We start from the raw sequence: 18,311 nt of genomic DNA on the forward strand, positions 1-18,311 counted from the left end.
GGCCGGGTCCGTGCGAGACTCCGCCGATGACCACCGAGATCACCGCGGACGCCGCGGGCACCTGGACCCTCGGCGACCTGACCGTCCGCCGCATCGGCCTCGGCGCGATGCGCCTGACCGGCAGCGCCGCCTTCCACCACGGCGTGCCGAGCGAACGGGACCGCGCGATCGCCGTCCTGCGCAGGGCCGTCGAGCTCGGCGTGAACCACATCGACACGGCCGCGTTCTACTTCTCCCGGCTGCGCTCGGCGAACGAGCTGATCAACAGCGCGCTGTCACCGTACGCCGACGACCTGCTCATCGCGACAAAGGTCGGCCCCTTCCGCGACTACGCGGGGGAGTGGGGGACTTCGGCCCGCCCGGAGGAGCTGCGCGGCCATGTCGAGGAGAACCTGCGCCAGCTCGGCCGCGACCATCTCGACCTGGTCTATCTGCGCCGGATGCGCCAGGAGTCGGTCGCCGAGCACTTCGGCGCCCTGGCCGAACTGCGCGAGGCCGGGCTGATCCGCCACCTCGGCCTGTCCGGCGTCGAGCCGAGGCACCTGGCCGAGGCCCAGGCCATCGCGCCGGTGGTGAGCGTGCAGAACCGGTACGCGCTGGACCACGCCGACCCGCTCACCGAGGAGTTGCTGCGCATCTGCGGCCGGCAGGGCATCGCCTTCGTGCCGTTCTACGCCATCGCGGGCGAGGCCGGCCCGCAGGGCGCGACCACCGCCCACGACGAGGCCGTCCGCGTGGTCGCCGACGCGCACGGGGCGAGCCCGGCGCAGGTCCGGCTGGCCTGGACCCTCACCCGGGGGCCGCACGTCCTCGCCATCCCGGGGACCGGCGACCCCGCCCACCTGGCGCAGAACGTGGCGGCCGGCGCGCTGCACCTCACCGACGAGGAGGTGCAGCGGCTGGACGCCGTGCGAAGGGCTCAGCCCGCGGAGCCGGTCACCGGGTAGTGGTCGGAGAGGTTGGTGTACGTGTACGACGTGCCCCAACTCGACACCGTCCAGGGCGCGCTCTGCTCCTCGACCACGTCGTTCTTCCAGACCGCAGGGCGGGCGTGCCCGGCCCGGTGCAGGACGTGGTCGAGGTCCTCGCGCGGGTCGCTCGGGTAGCGGTCCCGGGCGATGGAGTTGTCCTGCGTGTCGAAGGAGTACGGGTGCCCGGTGCGCGCGTCGGCACCCACCAGGCCGCCGTCTGCGAGCATCGAGGCGTACTCGGGGCTGCGCGAGTCGACGTTGAAGTCGCCCGCCACCAGCACCTGTTCGCCCGTGGGGATGTTCTTGGCGTCCAGGAACGCGTCGATCGCCCTGAACTGCCGGCTCCGCATGGCGGCCGCCTCACCCGGGTCGCAGCCGGGGTCGGTCGACTGGGCGTGCGTGCCGACGACGTGCACCCGGCTGCCGTTCACGTCCAGCACGACGTACGCGAAGCCCTTGTTCGACCACCAGTCCGCGCCGCAGGCGTCCTTGAAGACGTACTGCTCCTTGCGCAGGACCGGCCACTTGCTGAGGATCGTGACCCCGCCGTCCTCCGGCGTCGTGGAGGAGTACGCCCCGCCCGTCGCGTCCCAGCCGGAGGTGCTCCGGCCGACCACCGGGGTCTGGTACGGGTACTGCCCGGCGAGGCCACTTCTCAGCGCGTCCGACGAGGGGTTGTCGAACGCCTCCTGGAAGACCACGACGTCGTTGCCGGCGACGAAGGGCGCCCTGGCGATCGTCGAGGCGCGATGGTCCTGGCCCCAGTTGGGGTAGAGGCTCTTGCTGAAGAGGAAGACGTTGTACGTCAGAACCCTCAGTGGCGGCGCCTGCCCGGCGGCCGACGCGGTCGGCGTCGCGCCGGCGAGTCCGGCGGCGGCGAGCGTGAACGCGAGCACGGCCGCGCCCCGGGTGCGGCGCGGTGCGGAGTGCGTCACTGGATCTCCCTGTCGTGTAGGGGGTGAGTGGCGCCGCACATGAAACCACTCGGGGCTACTCCCAGGTAACCACCGTGCAGTGAAGGGGTGTCGGGGAGAAGTACGAGGAGTCCTCGGGGAGCACGCCCTGCTGTGACCCCCGGGGCCACCTGGACGTCAGGGCGACGGGAGCAGTTCCAGCTGCTGGGGCTTCGACAGCTGATCGACGACATGCCAGTGCTCGGCGAGGATGCCGCCCTCCAGCCGGAAGATGGCGATCCCGGCGAAGCGGCACGACCGTCCCGTCGGAGAGATGCCCAGGAACGTGCCGGAGTGGGTCGCGCTGTTGGTCCAGCGGACGACGACGCGGTCCCCCTCGGCGATGACGTCGTCTAGGGCCCTCCACCAGCTGGTCACCCGGTCCTTGACGCCCTCGCGGCCTTCCCGCTGCCCGGGCAGCGGGTCGTGCTCCCGGTAGTCCGTCGCGACCAGTTCGTCGACGATCTCGATGCGCCCAGCGTTGAGCACTTCGTCGTAGAAACGGCGTGCCGGCGCCTTGCCGGTCTCTGTGGACACGTGGCCGTCTCCTTGTCGGTGCCGGTGGACGCCGTCCTTCCCGACGGCACCCGCTCTCTGGCGGGCGGCATCTCCGAGCGGGGCCCGCCGCGGCCCCGTCGCCGCGCGGACGCCGCCTCGCTTCACCCCACCGGCACCAGGCACCCACACGGCACCCGTACCCGCACCGGCACCCGTTCGCCACCCGTACCCGCACCGGCACCCGCACGGCACCCGTACCCGCACCCGCACCGGCACTCGTACGGCACCCGTACCCGCACCGGCACCCGCTCTGGCATCGGCCCCGCACCGGTACCCGCCCTGGCGTCGGCCCCGCACCGGCACCCGCACGGGCACGGCACCCGCAACCGCACCCGGGGCCGTCCGCCCCCCTCTCCTCCCCGCCTCCGCCCCGGCCCCCCGCCTCCGCCCCGGCCCCCGCGACCTCCGTCACGGCCACCCGTCGCCGGGACTGGCATGCGTTACGTTTTACGTATAACCTCGTGCGTCAACCGGCCCCCGGCCCGTCTCGCGGCCACCGCCCCGAAAGGTTCCGATGAAGCGCCTCGCCCTGGTCACCCTCGTCGTCGACGACTACGACGAGGCCGCCCGCTTCTACACCGAGGCCCTCGGGTTCCGGCTGGCCGAGGACACGCCCCGGCCCGACGGCTCGCGATGGGTCGTCGTGGAGCCCGACGCGGGGACCTCCGGCACGGCACTGCTCCTCGCGCGGGCGAAGGGCGACGAGCAGCGGGCCCGGGTCGGGAACCAGACCGGTGGGCGGGTCGGGTTCTTCCTGTACACCGACGACTTCGCTCGCGACCACGCCCGGATGCTGGCGGCCGGCGTGACCTTCCTGGAGGAGCCGCGGCACGAGCCGTACGGCTCGGTCGCCGTCTTCCAGGACCTCTACGGCAACCGCTGGGACCTGCTCCAGCCCGCCGCGACCGCCGGCTGAGCCGGCGGGACCCTCTCCGTCTTTCCGAACCACCCCGCTCCGAGGAAAAGCCTGCCATGACTGCTACGCGCGTAGACGCCGATGTGATCCGCCGCCTCCCCAAGGCCGTCCTGCACGACCACCTCGACGGCGGCCTGCGCCCCGCCACGGTCGTCGAGCTCGCCGCCGAGGTGGGTCACACCCTGCCGACGACCGACCCGGACGAGCTGGCCGCCTGGTACTTCGAGGCCGCGAACTCCGGTGACCTGGTCCGTTACATCGCCACGTTCGAGCACACCCTCGCCGTGATGCAGACCCGCGAGGGCCTGCTGCGGACCGCCGAGGAGTACGTGCTGGACCTGGCCGCGGACGGCGTCGTCTACGCCGAGGTGCGCTACGCCCCCGAGCTGAACACCAACGGCGGGCTGGCCCTCGCCGAGGTCGTCGAGACCGTGCAGGAGGGCCTCGCCGCCGGTATGGCGAAGGCCGCCGCGGCCGGTACGCCCGTCCGGGTCGGCACCCTGCTGTGCGGGATGCGGATGTTCGACCGCGTCCGCGAGGCCGCCGATCTGGCCGTGGCCTTCCGTGACGCGGGTGTCGTCGGCTTCGACATCGCCGGTGCCGAGGCCGGCTTCCCGGCCGCCGACCACCTCGCCGCGTTCGAGCACCTGCGCCGCGAGAGCGTGCCCTTCACCATCCACGCCGGTGAGGCGGACGGCCTGTCCAGCATCCACCAGGCTCTCCAGATCTGCGGCGCCCAGCGCCTCGGCCACGGCGTGCGCATCACCGACGACATAGTCGACGGCAAGCTCGGCCGCCTGGCCGGCTGGGTCCGCGACCGCCGTATCGCGCTGGAGATGTGCCCCACGTCCAACCTGCAGACGGGCGCGGCCACCTCCATCGCCGAGCACCCGATCACCGCGCTGAAGGACCTCGGCTTCCGGGTCACCCTGAACACCGACAACCGTCTGGTGTCGGGCACGACGATGACCCGCGAGATGTCCCTGCTGGTCGAGCAGGCCGGCTGGGGCCTGGAGGACCTGCGCACGGTCACCGTGAACGCCGTCAAGAGCGCGTTCATCCCGTTCGACGAGCGCAAGGCCCTCATCGAGGACGTCGTCCTGCCGGGCTACGCGCTCTGAAGGAGCCCGCGCACATAGGCGGCCTGTCCGACGTGCTGCAGGTCGTCGGACAGGACGCTCACCAGCCGTACGCCGAGCGTGACCGGCGGATCCCAGTCCTCGTCGACGATCCGCTCCAGGTCCTTGGCGGCCAGCGTGCGCAGGCACTCCAGCGTCTGCGCGTGCACGGCGTCGTGGTAGCCGGTCAGCAGCTCCGCCGAGTCGACCCGTACCTTGGCGACCTTGGCGGAGCTGTGGCCGTACCCGGTGTCGCGGGCCGGCAGGCCGAGGCCGAACTTCTTGTCCCAGTCCCGGGCGAGCCACACCTGGTCCGGTCCGAAGGCGTCGGCGATGTGGTCGTCCTGCACGCGGGTGAGGTGCCAGACGAGCCAGGCGATGGAGTTGGCGCCGTCGGCGGGGCGGGCGTTCAGCTCGCCGGGGCCGAGGTCCTCGACCACCGCGTGGACCTCTTCCCGGATGCGGCCGAATCCGTCGATGAGGATGTCCTTGGCATGCATGGCTCCACCATCGCGCATCACCCGCCGTCGTGCGCCCCGGCGTCCAGCAGCTCCATCAGTGCCCGCGCCGCCGGGCTGGTCGCCTGCGGGGGCGGCAGCAGGGCGACCGTCTCGTAGACCACGTCGGCCGTGCCCTTCAGCGGTACGGCGGCCAGCGACTCGCGCTTGTGCCGGAAGTGCCTCGGTACGGCGGCCACGCCCAGGTTCTCGTCCACGAGGTCCAGCAGGGTGTGCACGTCGTTGACCTCGAGGTCGACCGTGCGGCGCACCCCGGCGGCGGCGAACGCGGCGTCGGTGGCCCGGCGCGGGCCCCAGTCGGGGTGGAAGTCGACGAAGACCTCCTCGGCGAGATCGTGCGGCGCGAGGGCCGGACCCGCCGAGGCAAGCGGGTGCCCCGGATGGCACAGCAGGGTCATCGGCTCGCCCGCCAGCGACACCGAGCGCAGCTGGTCGGAGTCGTCCCGCGTGCGGTAGGCGAAGGCCAGGTCGAGCCGCCCGGCGGCGACCTCCTCGGCCAGCGCCAGGGAGCCGGACTGCCGCAGCCGGATCTCCACGTCCGGGTGCCGCCCCCGGAAAGCGGCCAGCAGCGCCGCCGCGTGCACCCCCGCGATGCACTGCTCGGTGCCCAGCGAGAGCGTCCCGCGCAGCACGCCCTGCACGGCCGCCACCGCCTCGTGCGCCGCCCGCACCTGCGCCAGGATCCGCTCGGCCTCGCCGAGCAGCGCCCGCCCGGCCTCGGTCAGGGTCACCCGGCGGGTGGTACGCACGAACAGCGGCGCCCGCAGCTCCCGCTCCAGCGCCCGGATGGACGCCGACAGGCCCGACTGGGACACCATGAGCCGTTCGGCGGCCCGGGTGAAGTGCTGGTCCTCGGCGACCGCGACGAAGTGCTGGAGATGGCGCAGTTCCATGATTGAGCAGTCTATCCGCTCAATCCCATCGGATTCTTCTGTTGGACCACTGTCCGCAGGTGAGGCAAGAGTGGAGGGTGACTCACCCCTCTCATGAGTGACTCACCCCTCTCCTGCCCCCTCCTGTCATGGAGTCGCGTTGTACACCGCACACCCCGACCGCTACACGGACATGCCCTACCGGCGCACCGGACGCAGCGGCCTCAAGCTGCCCGCGCTGTCGCTGGGCCTGTGGCACAACTTCGGCCCCGACCGCCCGGTCGAGACCCAGCGCGCGATCCTGCGCCGCGCCTTCGATCTCGGCATCACCCACTTCGACCTGGCGAACAACTACGGCCCGCCGCCCGGCGCCGCCGAGTCGGCCCTCGGTGAGTTCCTGAAGTCGGACTTCGCGCCGTACCGCGACGAGCTGGTGATCTCCACCAAGGCCGGCTATCTGATGTGGCCCGGCCCGTACGGGGAGTGGGGCTCGCGCAAGTACCTGCTGTCCTCGCTCGACCGGAGCCTGCAGCGGCTGGGCCTGGAATACGTCGACGTCTTCTACTCGCACCGCTTCGACCCGGACACTCCGCTGGAGGAGACGATGGGCGCCCTGCACTCAGCGGTGCAGCAGGGCAAGGCGCTCTACGTCGGCGTCTCCAACTACTCCGCCGAGCAGACCCGCGAGGCCGCCCGCATCCTCGCCGGGCTGGGCACCCCGCTGCTGATCCACCAGCCGCGCTACTCGATGCTCGACCGGCGCCCGGAGGACGAGGGCCTGCTCGACGCGCTCGACGAGCTCCAGGTCGGCTCCATCGCCTACTCCCCGCTGGAGCAGGGCCTGCTCACCGGCCGCTACCTCGACGGCATCCCGGAGGACTCGCGGGCCGCGAGCGACAGCCCCTTCCTCAACCGGGACGCCGTCACCGAGGACCTGGTGGCCCGGCTGCGCGCCCTGGACGACATCGCCAAGTCGCGCGGCCAGACCCTGGCCCAGCTCGCCCTCGCCTGGGTGCTGCGCGGCGGCCGGGTGACCTCCGCCCTGGTCGGCGCGTCCAGCGCCCGGCAGATCGAGGACAGCGTGGCGGCCATCGGCAACCTCGACTTCGACACCGAGGAACTGGCCCGGATCGACGCGCTGGTCGGGCCCTGACCAGCCCTGACGGCACGGGGGCCGCACGCCGTGTGCGGCCCCTGTTCATTTCGGCCAACTCGGGCCGCGAATATGCCAGGAGACTGGCTGGAAAGCCATGGTGACAGTGGTTCAAGAGTGAAGATACTCGACCTCAGTGGGCAGTTCACCGCCCCGAGCCGCACGAGAGCGAGGCCCCACCGGCACCTGGGCACATCGGGGGAGTGGATCGTGCACGACGAGTTCTTATGCCATGTCACCGCGTACGGCACCTGCGACGGCCGGCGCATCGGCGTCCCGCTCGGCACCTACCGGGCGCCCACCCTGGCGCTCGCCCTGTGGTGGCTGCGCGACCGGGCCTCCTGGATCGCCGAGCGGCTCGACCCCGACCCCGAGGCCGGGCACTTACCCCCGAGCGCGCTGGTCCCCGTCGCGGACACCGTGCCCGACGTCCCCCGGCTGCTGCGCGCCTGGTGCGCCGACCCCGGCCAACAGGAGGTGTGCGCCGAGGAGTTGGCCGCCGGACGGCTGGTGCGTATCGCCGCGAGCGACGACACCACCGAATACGAGCTGCTGGCCGAGTCCGTCGACGCCCTGCGCATGCAGCGGACCGCCCAGGCGCTGGTGATGCCCGTCGGCTAGCGGCCCCCCGGTCCCGCCGGCCATGCGGACGGGATCCCGCCGATCAGGCGGGCGGATGGACGTATCGGTAGAATTCTGGCATGGCGAAGCGGCCGGTCGCGTCGACTGCGCCCGAACTCGTGCTGGAGACCGACTGGGGCTCCACGGTGATGAGCCCGGGCCGCGACTACCACGTGGGCCGCGACCCCCTGTGCGACATCGTCATCGACGACGCCCGCGTCTCCTGGCACCACGCGGTCCTGCACCCGGCCGGCGACCACTGGACCATCGAGGACGAACACAGCACCAACGGCACCTGGGCCGACGGCCGCCGCGTCCTGGAGGGGGACATCGGCCCCGGCACCGAGATCCGCTTCGGCAGCCCCTCCGACGGCCCCCGCGCCCTCCTCCTCGGCCGCACCCCGCCCGCCCGTGAGCGCCCCTCCGCGATCGCCGCGGTCGCCCGGCCCGGCGCCACCGGCACCTTCCGGCAGCCCACCAGCGTGCGCCCGCTGTCCGCACGCACCGTACGCATCGGACGCGCCACCGACAACGACCTCGTCATCGACGACCTCGTCGTCTCCCGTCGCCACGCCGAACTGCGCGCCCTGCCCGACGGCGGCCACGAGATCGCCGACCTGGGCAGCCACAACGGCACCTACCTCAACGGCAGCCCCGTCACCAGCGCACCCGTCGGCCCCGGCGACGTCATCGGCATCGGCCACTTCGCGTACTGCCTGGTCGGCGACCAGCTCCAGGAGTACGTCGACACCGGCGAGGTCTCCCTCGACGTCCAGGACCTCACCGTCGCCGTCGACCACGGCCGCAAGACCCTCCTCGACCATGTGTCCTTCCCCGTGGGCGAGAAGTGCCTGCTGGCCGTCGTAGGGCCGAGCGGCGCCGGAAAGTCCACCCTCCTGAACGCCCTCACCGGGCAGCGCCCCGCCGACCACGGCACCGTCCTGTACGACGGCCGCGACCTCTACCGCGACTACGCCGAGCTGCGCCAGCGCATCGGACTGGTCCCGCAGGACGACATCCTGCACGCCCAGCTCACCGTCCGCAGCGCCCTCACCTACGCCGCCGAGCTGCGCTTCCCGCAGGACACCGCCAAGGCCGAGCGCCGCGCCCGGGTCGACGAGGTCATCCGGGAACTGGGCCTGGAGCAGCGCGCCGTCCAGCATGTGCACAGCCTCTCCGGCGGCCAGCGCAAGCGGGTCAGCGTCGCCCTGGAGCTGCTGACGAAACCGTCCCTGCTGTTCCTCGACGAGCCCACCTCCGGGCTCGATCCCGGCATGGACCGCTCGGTGATGCACATGCTGCGCGGCCTCGCCGACGACGGCCGCACCGTCATCGTGGTCACCCACAGCGTCCTCAGCCTCGACGTCTGCGACCGCCTGCTGGTGCTCGCCCCCGGCGGCAGGATCGCCTACTACGGACCGCCCGAGGAGGCCCTTGCCTTCTTCGGGCACGCCGAGTGGCCCGAGGCCTTCGAGTCCTTCGAGCGCGACCAGGACCGCGACTGGGCCGGGACCTACCGCGCCTCGCCGCAGTACCGGCGCTATGTCGCGGACGCCAGCGCCCAGCCCCGCGTCCCCCGCTCCGGCCCGGTGATCATCGCCCCGCCGCCGAAGCCGCGCAGCCGGACCGCCCAGCTCGGCACGCTCGTACGCCGCTACACCGCCGCCCTGAGCGCCGACCGCACCTTCCTCGCCATCATGATCGCCCTGCCGTTCGTGATGGGCGCCATGGCCCGCGCCCTGGCCGGCGGCGAGCTCACCCGCGACACCGCCATGAACGCGCTGCTCATCCTGTGCGTCGGCGGTGTCCTCACCGGCGCGGCCAACGCCGTGCGCGAACTGGTCAAGGAACGCGTGATCTACCGGCGCGAGAGAGCCGTCGGCCTGTCCAGACCCGCCTATCTGATGTCCAAGGTGATCGTCCTCGGCACGATCACCGTCCTCCAGGCCGTCGTGCTCACCCTGGTGGCGTTGCTCGGTGTCGACCTCAACGCGCCGCGCGGGGAAGGAGTGTTGCTGCCCCCGCTCGTCGAGATCACCGTCGCCGTCGCCCTGTTGGCGTTCACCGCGATGATGCTCGGGCTGGTGGTCTCCGCGCTGGTGCGCAAGGAAGAGGTGACGATGCCGCTGCTCGTGCTGCTCGCCATCGTCCAGGTCGTCTTCTGCGGAGCCCTGTTGAAGCTCGACGGCGTGCCCGGCCTGGAGCAGCTGTCCTGGCTGGTGCCCTCCCGCTGGGCGCTCGGTGCGATGGCCGGCACCATCCAGCTGTCCCGGATCGTGCCCGGCGACCTCACCGCCGACCCGCTCTTCGAGCACTCCGCCGGGGTGTGGCTGCTGAACATCGGCATGCTGCTGGTGCTGTCGGCACTGTTCGGCTACGTCGTCTCCCGGCTGCTGCGCCGGCAGGAACCCGTCGTGATGCGGAAGTAGGCGCCGATGACGACCCCCGGCTTCCGGCCCACGCACGTCGTCCCGGGCGACGGCATGCCCGCCTGGGAGGCCCCCGACCCGGCCAGGCCCACCGTGCCCCTCGACCCGCTGCTGCCGGTCCGGCTCCTGGAGCGGCGCGGCGACTGGGGCCACGTACTGTGCTCCAACGGCTGGTCCGCCTGGGTCGACGGCCGCCTCCTGGTCGCCGTACCGCAGGACCCGCCGCCGACCGGGCCGCCCGACGCGACCGCCGACCCGCGCCCGCTGCTCGCCCGCGCCGAACAGGCCCTGGCCCGCTACCGGACCGCCGTCGAGGAGCTGGCCGTCGGCTCGCTGGACGGCGAGACCTTCGCGGCCCGCACCCGGGGCCTGCGGGCCGGGATCGTGGTGGACGGGGAGTCGGTCTGGCTCTACGACCCGGAGCAGGGACGGTGGGTCTACGGCGACGGCGTGCACCAGACGACGTACGCCACCGACGAGGGCCCACGGCAGGCCGCCCGGCGGCCCGGCCGCACACCCACCGAGGCCGCCGCCGCGGAGGAGGCCCCCCGGCACACGCAGGCCGTGACCGGGGACGACGGCTACACCCCCACGCGGGTCGTGGGGGAGGACGACGGTCATACGCCCACCCAGCTCGTCGGCGGGGAGGACGGGCACACCCCCACGTGGGTCGCCGGTGAGGAGGACGGTCGTACGCCCACGCAGGTCGTCGGCGAGGAAGACGGTCGTACGCCCACCCGGCTCGTCGCGGCGGACGACGGGCACACCCCCACGCGGGTCGTCGGGGATGACGACGGGCACACGCCCACGCGGGTCGCCGGTGAGGAGGACGGTCGTACGCCCACCCGGCTCGTCGCCGGGGACGACGGGCACGCGCCCACCCGGGTCGTGACACCCGATGGCCCGTGACAGCAGTCTCTTCTCCGGCCGGCCCTCCGAGCTGATCGGCCGCAGGGTCGCCGGCTACCGCGTCGAGGCCGAGATCGGGCGCGGCGGCATGGCCGTGGTCTACCGGGCCCGTGACCTGCGCCTGGACCGCACGGTCGCGCTGAAGCTGCTGGCGCCGGAACTGGCCCGCAACGACACGTTCCGCCGCCGTTTCACCCACGAGTCGCGGGTGGCCGCCGCCATCGACCATCCGAACATCGTGCCCGTCTTCGAGGCGGGGGAGACCGACGGGGTGCTGTACATCGCCATGCGGTACGTCTCCGGCAGCGATCTGCGCCATCTGCTGGACCGCGAGGGGCCGCTCCCGCTGCCCGCCGCGCTGCGGATCGCCGGGCAGATCGCCTCCGCGCTGGACGCGGCCCATGAGCACGGGCTGGTCCATCGGGACGTCAAGCCGGGGAACGTCCTCGTCGCGCGCGGCACCGACAGCGACCATCCCGAGCACGTGTATCTGACCGACTTCGGGCTGACGAAGAAATCCCTGTCGCTGACCGGGTTCACCACCGTCGGGCAGTTCGTCGGCACGCTCGACTACGTCGCGCCCGAGCAGATCTCCGGCCGGCCGGTCGACGGGCGCTGCGACGTGTACGGGCTCGCCTGTGTGGTGTACGAGATGCTCAGCGGGCGGCCGCCGTTCCTGAGGGACGACGACATGGCGCTGCTGTGGGCCCATCAGTACGACGCGGCTCCGCCGATCACGGGGGCCAGGCCGGGGCTGCCGTCAGGGGTCGACCCCGTGTTCGCGAAGGCGCTCGCGAAGAGGCCGGACGACCGGTACGACTCGTGTCTCGCGTTCGTCGCGGCGCTGCGGGCCGCCGGTGCCGCCGCGCAGGGGCACTCGGCCACCCGGGTGGTGCGGACGGGTGGCGTGCCGAAGCCACCTCCGCGGTGGGCCGCGCCCGTGCTGCCGTCCCAGCCCTAAGTCTGCGCCGGCTCGCCCGTTCTCCTCACCCTGCTCGCCAGGAGCGCGCCGAGGAACCCCGTCACCAGGCCCCACAACAGGGCCAGACCCACCGCCTGCCACAGCCGGGGGCGCAGGAAGAGGTCGCCGCCCAGGTCGCCGCCGAGGTCCCCGATGCCGAGGATCGACAGACCGTAGTGGGCGGAGACGCGGCCCATGAGGCAGATCGTCAGGACGGTCAGGGCGAGGGCCACGGCCATGTGCAGGGCGTGCTGCCAGGCGCGGAACCGGGCGGGGGAGCGGGCCGCCAGCACGAAGGCGGCCGCCAGGAGGAGCACGGCGTCGACCACGACCAGCCACCACACCCGGCCGTCGTACTCGGCGAGCGTGGACAGGTTGAGCTCGGCGGTCCCCTCCGTGCGCAGCACCTGGTCCAGGACGTGCGGCATCGGCAGCCCGAACGGGCCCTCCACCCGGCCGTCCCAGGTCGCGCCGAGCCCGATGGTCAGGGCGAGCCACACCACGTTCGGCAGGCCGAGCAGGATCACCGCGAGCGTCTCGGCGGCATGCCCGCGGGTCACGGCGACGACCAGTCCGATGACGGCGCCGAGCACCACGTACGTCAGCAGGAGCAGGACCATGGCGTACGCGACCGGGCGCACGGACGCCGCGAAGCGCAGCAGCCTGCCCGGCAGCGGCGCCCCGCCGGCCACCAGCAGCGCCACGACGAGGACCCCGGCCAGCCACAGCAGGCCGAAGAACAGCGTCGGCGGCAGGGCTGTCTCGAACCCCACCTCGGGGGAGATGCCGAACACGTCCCCGAGGTCGCCGACCGTGCCCTCGCCGAGCGGGATGGTGAAGGTCTGGCGGGCGCCGAACGACAGGGCGAGCAGCACGACCAGCCACAGCACGGCCAGCCGGGCGGCCCAGCCGGTCAGCTCGGCGGCCGCCGCCACGGCCCGGTGGCGCAGCGGACGCAGAAAGCCCGCGGCGAGCACCAGCGCGCCGACGAGCGTGACGGACAGCGGGACCACGGTCAGCCCGGCGGACGACTCGGCCAGCCCGCCCGCGTTCCCGGACAGCTCGATCGTGCCGCCGACGGCCGTGACGAGGGTCGCCGCGACCACCCGCGGGAACGCCCCGTCCGGCAGATCGGCCGCACCGGCCGCCCACAGGCCGAGGGCCGCGGTGACGCCCATGGCGACCGTCGCGGCCAGCACCGCGGCGGCGGCCTGCACCCAGCCGTGACGGGCGACTGCCTGCTCGGAGGGGGTCCGGGGGCTCACCCTTGCCACGCTAAGCAGGCCCCGCCGGTAGCGCCTGCCGGGAGGGCCGTCCGCGTCCGTTCGCCGGGAGATGGCGTCCGCGTCCGTTTGCCGGGTGGGACCGACCCGCGCACACAATGAGAGCAGTACGCCCGAAGCGGTAGAAGGCGACGACCTGCCATGTGCCGTCGCCGGGAAGAAGGGCCCGTGAGCGTCGAACCGCCGTCGTCCGGCCGCCCCACAGGACCGCCCTCGGGGCCGCTGTCGGGCCCGGGCCGGCCGCCCTCGGGTCCTCCGGGTCCGCCCTCCCAGCCTCCCTCGGGGCCGCCCTCCCGGCCCTCCGGCGGCGGGGCGGCGCCGGAGCCCCACCGGCCCTGGTGGAAGTCCGTGCCGCGGGTCGCGCTGCTCGCCACCGCCGTGGTGGTCGCGGTGGTGCTGGCGGTGGTGCTGACCCGGTCCGACGGCGGCACCGGCTCCGGCGCCGGCGGCGAGGTCTTCCTCCAGGCGGCGGGCAAGTCGGGCCCCGACCCGTTCACCGAGTCCACGGCGACCGACAGCTCCGCGCCCCCGGTCACCCCCTCCCCGGCCACCGAGACGCCCCCCTCCAACGCAGTGCGCGGCGTCGACGGCGACACCCCCGGGCTGTACGGCGGCACCCGCAACACCGCCACCTGCGACGTGCAGAAGCAGATCAGGGCCCTGCGGGCCGCCCCGGCCAAGAACCGGGCCTTCGCGTCCGTGGCCGGCGTCGAACCCTCCGGCGTCCCCGCCTATCTGCGCGGCCTCACGCCCGTGCAGCTGCGCGTCGACACGCGCGTCACCAACCACGGCTACCACGACGGGGCCGCCACCGCCTACCAGGCCGTCCTGCAGGCGGGCACCGCCGTCCTGGTGGACGACCGAGGAGTGCCCAGGGTCCGCTGCGCCTGCGGCAACCCGCTCACCCCGCCGGTCGCCCTCCAGGGCACCCCGCGGCCCACCGGCGACTCCTGGCCGTCGTACCGGTCCTCGAACGTGGTCGTGGTGAATCCGGCGCCCGTCGAGATCAAGGTCTTCGTGATCTACGACCCCGACCACGGCGAATGGATCGACCGCCACCAGGGCGACACCGGTCACAAGGACAAGAAGACCGACCGGCCGGCCGAGGACGTGACCCCCTCGGCGAGCGTCTCCACACCGACCTCGACGCCCCCGTCCTCGCCCTCCACCGGCTCCGAGCCCCCGTCCTCGCAGCCCCCGTCCTCCGAGCCGCCCAGCTCGCAGCCGCCGAGCTCCGGGCCCCCCTCCACCGAAGAACCCTCCGAACCCCCCTCCTCCGAGCCCCCGTCCCCCGTGGGCCCGCTCGCCGCGGGGGCCTCTCACGACTAGGGCGCAACAGGGGTGGACTGCCGCGCCGCCGACTGGGTACGAGGATGGGTGCAGCAGGATCCGGCCAGGCCGGCGTGGAGAGAGAAACGGATGATCGAGCACCGGGACGACACAGTCATGCCGACAGGCTTCGACGTGCCCGTCGAGCCCCTGCGCCGGGCGGCGCACTACACCGGAGATCCGGGATGCATCGCCGAGGCGCGGGCCTTCGCTGCGGCCTTCCTGGAGCGGCTCAGGACCGAGTGGTGCGCGGGCGTCGACGAACGCACCGAGGGCGCCGTGCTCCTCGTGGTGAGCGAGCTGGTCACCAACGCCGACCGGCACAGCAACGGGCCCTACATACTCGAGCTGGAGGGCACGGACGGCGAGGTCTCGGTCTGCGTCTACGACAGCAGCGCCGCCCTGCCCCTGCGCTTCCCGCGCGACCCCGAGCGCGTCGGACGGCACGGCCTGGAGATCGTGCACGCCCTGGCTGCGCGGGTCTCCGCCGAACGCGTCCCCGTCGGCAAGCGGGTGCGCGCGGTGCTGGACCTCGCCACCGGGTGAGCGCCGCCCGGAAATTCGGTGGCACGGCCCCCGCGCGGCGCCCATGCTCGCCCCCATGACCGACATCACGGAGTCAGAGCAGACGCGGCCCGAGCGCACCTTCGGCTGGTGGGACATGTTCGTCCGCCCCGAGGACGACCCGCGCGGCGACGGCGGATACCGCGGCGAGCACGACACGCTCGTCGGCTATCTGCGCGACCAGCGGCTGACGCTGCAGATGAAGTGCGCGGGCCTGGACGCGGAGGCGATGGCCCGCCGCTCGGTACCGCCGTCGAACCTCTCCCTGCTGGGTCTGCTGCGGCATCTGGCCGAGGTGGAGCGCACCTGGTTCCGGCGCGTGATGGCGGGCGAGGACGCGCCCCGCCTCTACCGCACCGAGGACGACCCCAACGCCGACTTCACCGGCGCCCTGCCCGACGAGGAGTTGCTCGACGAGGCGTGGCGGGCCTGGCGCGCCGAGGTCGCCCACGCCGAGGGCTTCGTGGCCGCGGCACCGGGCCTGGACGTCACCGGAACCCTCGACGGCGAGCCGGTCGAGCTGCGGGACGTGATGGTCCACATGATCGAGGAGTACGCCCGCCACAACGGCCACGCGGACTTCCTGCGCGAACGCATCGACGGGCGCGTGGGGCAGTAGAAGGCGTGCGGGCGGTGCGGGCGGTGCGGGTGGCGGCGGGCGCGTGGGGCAGTAGAAGGCGTGCGGGCGGCGGCGGGCTCCGAACGCAGGCTTCCGGTTCCACCGAGAGCGGAACGCCGCCCCCTTCCCCGCACGGACAGTCCTCCTAGGCTGGGAAGGTGACCGATCAAGCGCCGAACGAAGCCCGCGTGATCCCCCTGCGCCCGGGGAACACCCGCCCGACGTCCGCCCGCCCCGCCGCCCTGCCCCGCACCGGGCCACGCCCCGCCGACCCGCTCTGGCGGGACCTCGTCGGCGACGTCCTGCGCCGCGAGCGGCTGGCGCAGGAGCGCACGCTCAAGGACGTCGCCGACGCCGCCCGGATCTCCATGCCGTATCTGTCGGAGGTGGAGCGCGGCCGCAAGGAGGCCTCCTCCGAGGTCCTCGCGGCCGCCGCCCGCGCACTCGGCCTGGGCCTGGGCGACCTGCTGGCCCGGGCCCAGGGCGAACTGGTGCGGCTGACGAGCCGTCACCCCGGCGGGCACGGCCGCAACGCCACCTCGTCCTCGCACAACGGACTGTGCCTGGCCGCCTGACGCCGCTCAGACGCGGACGAGGCGCCGGCTGAGCACCTCGTCCGCGAGGCCGTACGCCACCGCCTCCCGGGCGGTGAACACCTTGTCGCGGTCCATGTCCGCGCGCAGGGTGGCGATGTCGTGGTGCGTGTGCCGGGCGAGGACCTCCTCCACCTGGGCGCGGATGCGCACCATCTCCTTGGCCTGCAGCGCCAGATCGGACACGGTGCCCTGCCGGCCGCCCGACGCGGGCTGACCGAGCAGCACGCGCGCGTGCTCCAGCACGAACCGCCGCCCCGGATCCCCGCCGGCCAGCAGCACCGCCGCGGTGGAGGCGGCCTGGCCGACGCAGAACGTCGAGATGGGCGCCTGCACGAACGTCATCGTGTCGTAGATCGCCATCAGAGAGGTGAACGAGCCGCCGGGCGAGTTGATGTAGACCGCGATCTCGCTCTCCGGCGCCGAGGACTCCAGATGGAGGAGTTGCGCGATGACGACATTGGCCACCCCGTCGTCGATCTCGGTGCCGAGGAAGATGATCCGCTCGTTCAGCAGCCGGCTGAACACGTCGAAGGACCGCTCGCCCTGCGGGGTGCGCTCGATGACGTTCGGAATCGTGTAACTGCCCATGGTCACAGCCCCGTCCGTCGCCTCGTCGCGGCCGGGCGCACGTCGGCGAACGACTCCACCACCCGGTCCACCATGCCGTACTCCCGGGCCTGCTCGGCCGTGAACCAGCGGTCCCGGTCACCGTCCCGGGAGATCGTCTCCGGGCTCTGCCCGGTGTGCTCGGCGGTGATCCGCTCGATGGTCCGCTTGGTGAACTCCAGGTTGTCCGCCTGGATCTCGATGTCCGCGGTGGTGCCGCCGATGCCCGCCGACGGCTGGTGCATCATGATCCGCGCGTGGGGCAGCGCGTACCGCTTCCCGGGCGTGCCCACGCTCAGCAGGAACTGGCCCATGCTGGCGGCGAAGCCCATGGCGAGCGTGGAGACGTCGTTGGGGATCAGCCGCATCGTGTCGTAGACGGCCAGGCCCGCGTGCACCGAGCCGCCGGGGCTGTTGATGAACAGGCTGATGTCGGTGCGCGGGTCCTCCGCCGACAGGATCAGCAGCTGCGCGCAGACCCTGTTGGCGGACACCTCGTCGACCTGCGTGCCCAGCAGCACGATCCGCTGCCCGAGCAGCTGGGCCGCCAATTGGTCGTCGAACCGGGTGGGCTGGGTGTCGCCCTCCTCGGCGCGGGGGGTGAGCAGGGTCGGTGGGGTCATCGGTCCTCCCTCGTCGGTGCCTTCGCCCTCACTGTCGCCCCGGCGCCCCCGCCTTCGGCGGTTTCTCTGCCCGCGGCAGATCTGCCACGGGCAGAGCGATGACTTTCGCGGGGCGCGGCGGTCTCTACTGCCGACCGGTTCCAAGCCCAGGAGGACGACATGACCGCCGACGGATTCACCACCTGCCTCTGGTTCGACGACCAGGCCGAGGAAGCCGCCCACTACTACGTCTCGATCTTCAAGAACTCCGGCATCCAGAACGTGTCCCGCTACCCCGAGGGCGCCCCGCAGCCGGCCGGGACCGTCCTCACGGTCGAGTTCACGGCCAACGGCCACAAGTTCTGCGCGCTCAACGGCGGCCCGCAGTTCACCTTCAACGAAGCCGTCTCCCTGCAGATCTTCTGCGAGAACCAGGACGAGGTCGACTACTACTGGACCAAGCTCACCGAGAACGGCGGCGAGGAGGGCCCCTGCGGCTGGCTCAAGGACCGGTACGGGCTGTCCTGGCAGGTCGTCCCGGAACGGCTCCCCCGGATGATCACCGACCCCGACCCGGCCAGGGCGACCCGCACCACGCAGGCGATGATGGAGATGCGCAAGCTCGACATCGCCGCCCTTGAGAAGGCCTACGCGGGCGAGTGACCCCCCGGCCGGGCTCCGCTGCGCCCCGCGACCGCCCGGGTGATCCCCCGCCCCGCGCGGGCTCCCCGTG

General features: G+C 73.0%; 20 protein-coding genes. 13 read left to right on the top strand and 7 right to left on the bottom strand.

All coding sequences use genetic code 11. The features are described 5' to 3' along the window. Window positions 1-26 precede the first annotated feature (26 nt). Window positions 27-947 carry an aldo/keto reductase gene (locus ACIGXJ_RS15080; protein WP_399644719.1) on the top strand — a complete coding sequence of 307 codons (921 nt, stop codon included), beginning with the start codon at window positions 27-29 and terminating at the stop codon, window positions 945-947. Here the strand turns inward: ACIGXJ_RS15080 and sph are convergent. Together sph and ACIGXJ_RS15090 are read right to left on the bottom strand one after the other, a co-directional pair. Further along, entirely contained in the window at window positions 920-1,906 is a 987-nt protein-coding gene (gene sph / locus ACIGXJ_RS15085) for a sphingomyelin phosphodiesterase (RefSeq protein WP_399644722.1), read from the bottom strand. The genes ACIGXJ_RS15080 and sph overlap by 28 nt on opposite strands. A gap of 156 nt (window positions 1,907-2,062) precedes the next feature. Then, on the bottom strand, window positions 2,063-2,461 hold the full coding sequence (locus tag ACIGXJ_RS15090) for an ester cyclase (RefSeq protein ID WP_399644724.1): 399 nt from the start codon (window positions 2,459-2,461) through the stop codon (window positions 2,063-2,065). Between the two features lie 535 nt (window positions 2,462-2,996). Here ACIGXJ_RS15090 and ACIGXJ_RS15095 point away from each other — a divergent pair. Together ACIGXJ_RS15095 and ACIGXJ_RS15100 are read left to right on the top strand one after the other, a co-directional pair. Next, entirely contained in the window at window positions 2,997-3,398 is a 402-nt protein-coding gene (locus ACIGXJ_RS15095; protein ID WP_399644726.1) for a VOC family protein, read from the top strand. A 56-nt stretch (window positions 3,399-3,454) separates the two neighbouring features. Beyond that, on the top strand, window positions 3,455-4,519 hold the full coding sequence (locus tag ACIGXJ_RS15100; protein ID WP_399644728.1) for an adenosine deaminase: 1,065 nt from the start codon (window positions 3,455-3,457) through the stop codon (window positions 4,517-4,519). Here ACIGXJ_RS15100 and ACIGXJ_RS15105 read toward each other — a convergent pair. Next, complete coding sequence (locus tag ACIGXJ_RS15105; protein WP_399644730.1) at window positions 4,507-5,016, bottom strand: DinB family protein; 510 nt, start codon at window positions 5,014-5,016, stop codon at window positions 4,507-4,509. The two genes, ACIGXJ_RS15100 and ACIGXJ_RS15105, sit on opposite strands and share 13 nt — an antisense overlap. Before the next feature lie 17 nt (window positions 5,017-5,033). After that, window positions 5,034-5,927: a LysR family transcriptional regulator gene (locus ACIGXJ_RS15110; RefSeq protein WP_399644731.1), complete on the bottom strand. Its 894-nt coding sequence runs from the start codon at window positions 5,925-5,927 to the stop codon at window positions 5,034-5,036. Window positions 5,928-6,066: 139 nt separating this feature from the next. On the opposite strand from ACIGXJ_RS15110, the gene mgrA reads away from it, so the two are divergent. The 5 genes from mgrA to ACIGXJ_RS15135 all read left to right on the top strand — a co-directional run bounded on the left by mgrA (window position 6,067) and on the right by ACIGXJ_RS15135 (window position 11,979). Continuing rightward, window positions 6,067-7,059, top strand: a complete 993-nt coding sequence (gene mgrA, locus ACIGXJ_RS15115; protein ID WP_399644733.1) for an L-glyceraldehyde 3-phosphate reductase — start codon at window positions 6,067-6,069, stop codon at window positions 7,057-7,059. Window positions 7,060-7,269: 210 nt separating this feature from the next. Then, entirely contained in the window at window positions 7,270-7,680 is a 411-nt protein-coding gene (locus tag ACIGXJ_RS15120; RefSeq protein ID WP_399644735.1) for a hypothetical protein, read from the top strand. Window positions 7,681-7,760: 80 nt separating this feature from the next. Next, window positions 7,761-10,109, top strand: a complete 2,349-nt coding sequence (locus ACIGXJ_RS15125; protein WP_399644737.1) for an FHA domain-containing protein — start codon at window positions 7,761-7,763, stop codon at window positions 10,107-10,109. Between the two features lie 6 nt (window positions 10,110-10,115). Beyond that, window positions 10,116-11,018 (top strand): hypothetical protein, encoded by a 903-nt coding sequence (locus tag ACIGXJ_RS15130; protein ID WP_399644739.1) that lies wholly within the window; start codon window positions 10,116-10,118, stop codon window positions 11,016-11,018. Next, entirely contained in the window at window positions 11,008-11,979 is a 972-nt protein-coding gene (locus ACIGXJ_RS15135) for a serine/threonine-protein kinase (protein ID WP_399644741.1), read from the top strand. The genes ACIGXJ_RS15130 and ACIGXJ_RS15135 overlap by 11 nt, the downstream gene beginning before the upstream one ends. Here the strand turns inward: ACIGXJ_RS15135 and ACIGXJ_RS15140 are convergent. After that, on the bottom strand, window positions 11,976-13,244 hold the full coding sequence (locus tag ACIGXJ_RS15140) for a streptophobe family protein (RefSeq protein ID WP_399644743.1): 1,269 nt from the start codon (window positions 13,242-13,244) through the stop codon (window positions 11,976-11,978). The two genes, ACIGXJ_RS15135 and ACIGXJ_RS15140, sit on opposite strands and share 4 nt — an antisense overlap. A gap of 186 nt (window positions 13,245-13,430) precedes the next feature. Between ACIGXJ_RS15140 and ACIGXJ_RS15145 the strand changes: the two genes are divergently transcribed. The 4 genes from ACIGXJ_RS15145 (at window position 13,431) to ACIGXJ_RS15160 (ending at window position 16,349) form a co-directional block, all read left to right on the top strand. After that, window positions 13,431-14,591 (top strand): DUF6777 domain-containing protein, encoded by a 1,161-nt coding sequence (locus ACIGXJ_RS15145; RefSeq protein ID WP_399644745.1) that lies wholly within the window; start codon window positions 13,431-13,433, stop codon window positions 14,589-14,591. Between the two features lie 90 nt (window positions 14,592-14,681). Then, the gene (locus ACIGXJ_RS15150) at window positions 14,682-15,137 is read left to right on the top strand and encodes an ATP-binding protein (RefSeq protein WP_399644747.1); all 456 of its coding nucleotides are present in this window, start codon (window positions 14,682-14,684) and stop codon (window positions 15,135-15,137) included. Between the two features lie 55 nt (window positions 15,138-15,192). Then, the gene (locus tag ACIGXJ_RS15155; RefSeq protein WP_399644749.1) at window positions 15,193-15,774 is read left to right on the top strand and encodes a DinB family protein; all 582 of its coding nucleotides are present in this window, start codon (window positions 15,193-15,195) and stop codon (window positions 15,772-15,774) included. A gap of 158 nt (window positions 15,775-15,932) precedes the next feature. Further along, the gene (locus ACIGXJ_RS15160) at window positions 15,933-16,349 is read left to right on the top strand and encodes a helix-turn-helix domain-containing protein (RefSeq protein WP_399644751.1); all 417 of its coding nucleotides are present in this window, start codon (window positions 15,933-15,935) and stop codon (window positions 16,347-16,349) included. A gap of 6 nt (window positions 16,350-16,355) precedes the next feature. Here the strand turns inward: ACIGXJ_RS15160 and ACIGXJ_RS15165 are convergent, their stop codons facing one another. Together ACIGXJ_RS15165 and ACIGXJ_RS15170 are read right to left on the bottom strand one after the other, a co-directional pair. Then, a complete protein-coding gene (locus ACIGXJ_RS15165) occupies window positions 16,356-16,958 on the bottom strand; it encodes a ClpP family protease (protein WP_399644868.1) in 603 nt (200 codons plus the stop codon). A 2-nt stretch (window positions 16,959-16,960) separates the two neighbouring features. Continuing rightward, window positions 16,961-17,599, bottom strand: a complete 639-nt coding sequence (locus tag ACIGXJ_RS15170; RefSeq protein ID WP_399644753.1) for an ATP-dependent Clp protease proteolytic subunit — start codon at window positions 17,597-17,599, stop codon at window positions 16,961-16,963. Window positions 17,600-17,758: 159 nt separating this feature from the next. Between ACIGXJ_RS15170 and ACIGXJ_RS15175 the strand changes: the two genes are divergently transcribed. After that, window positions 17,759-18,241 carry a VOC family protein gene (locus tag ACIGXJ_RS15175; RefSeq protein WP_399644755.1) on the top strand — a complete coding sequence of 161 codons (483 nt, stop codon included), beginning with the start codon at window positions 17,759-17,761 and terminating at the stop codon, window positions 18,239-18,241. The last annotated feature ends 70 nt before the right edge of the window (window positions 18,242-18,311 follow it).

Origin of the sequence: Streptomyces sp. NPDC053367 (assembly GCF_044545925.1) — a bacterium.
In the GTDB taxonomy this organism is placed as follows: domain Bacteria; phylum Actinomycetota; class Actinomycetes; order Streptomycetales; family Streptomycetaceae; genus Streptomyces.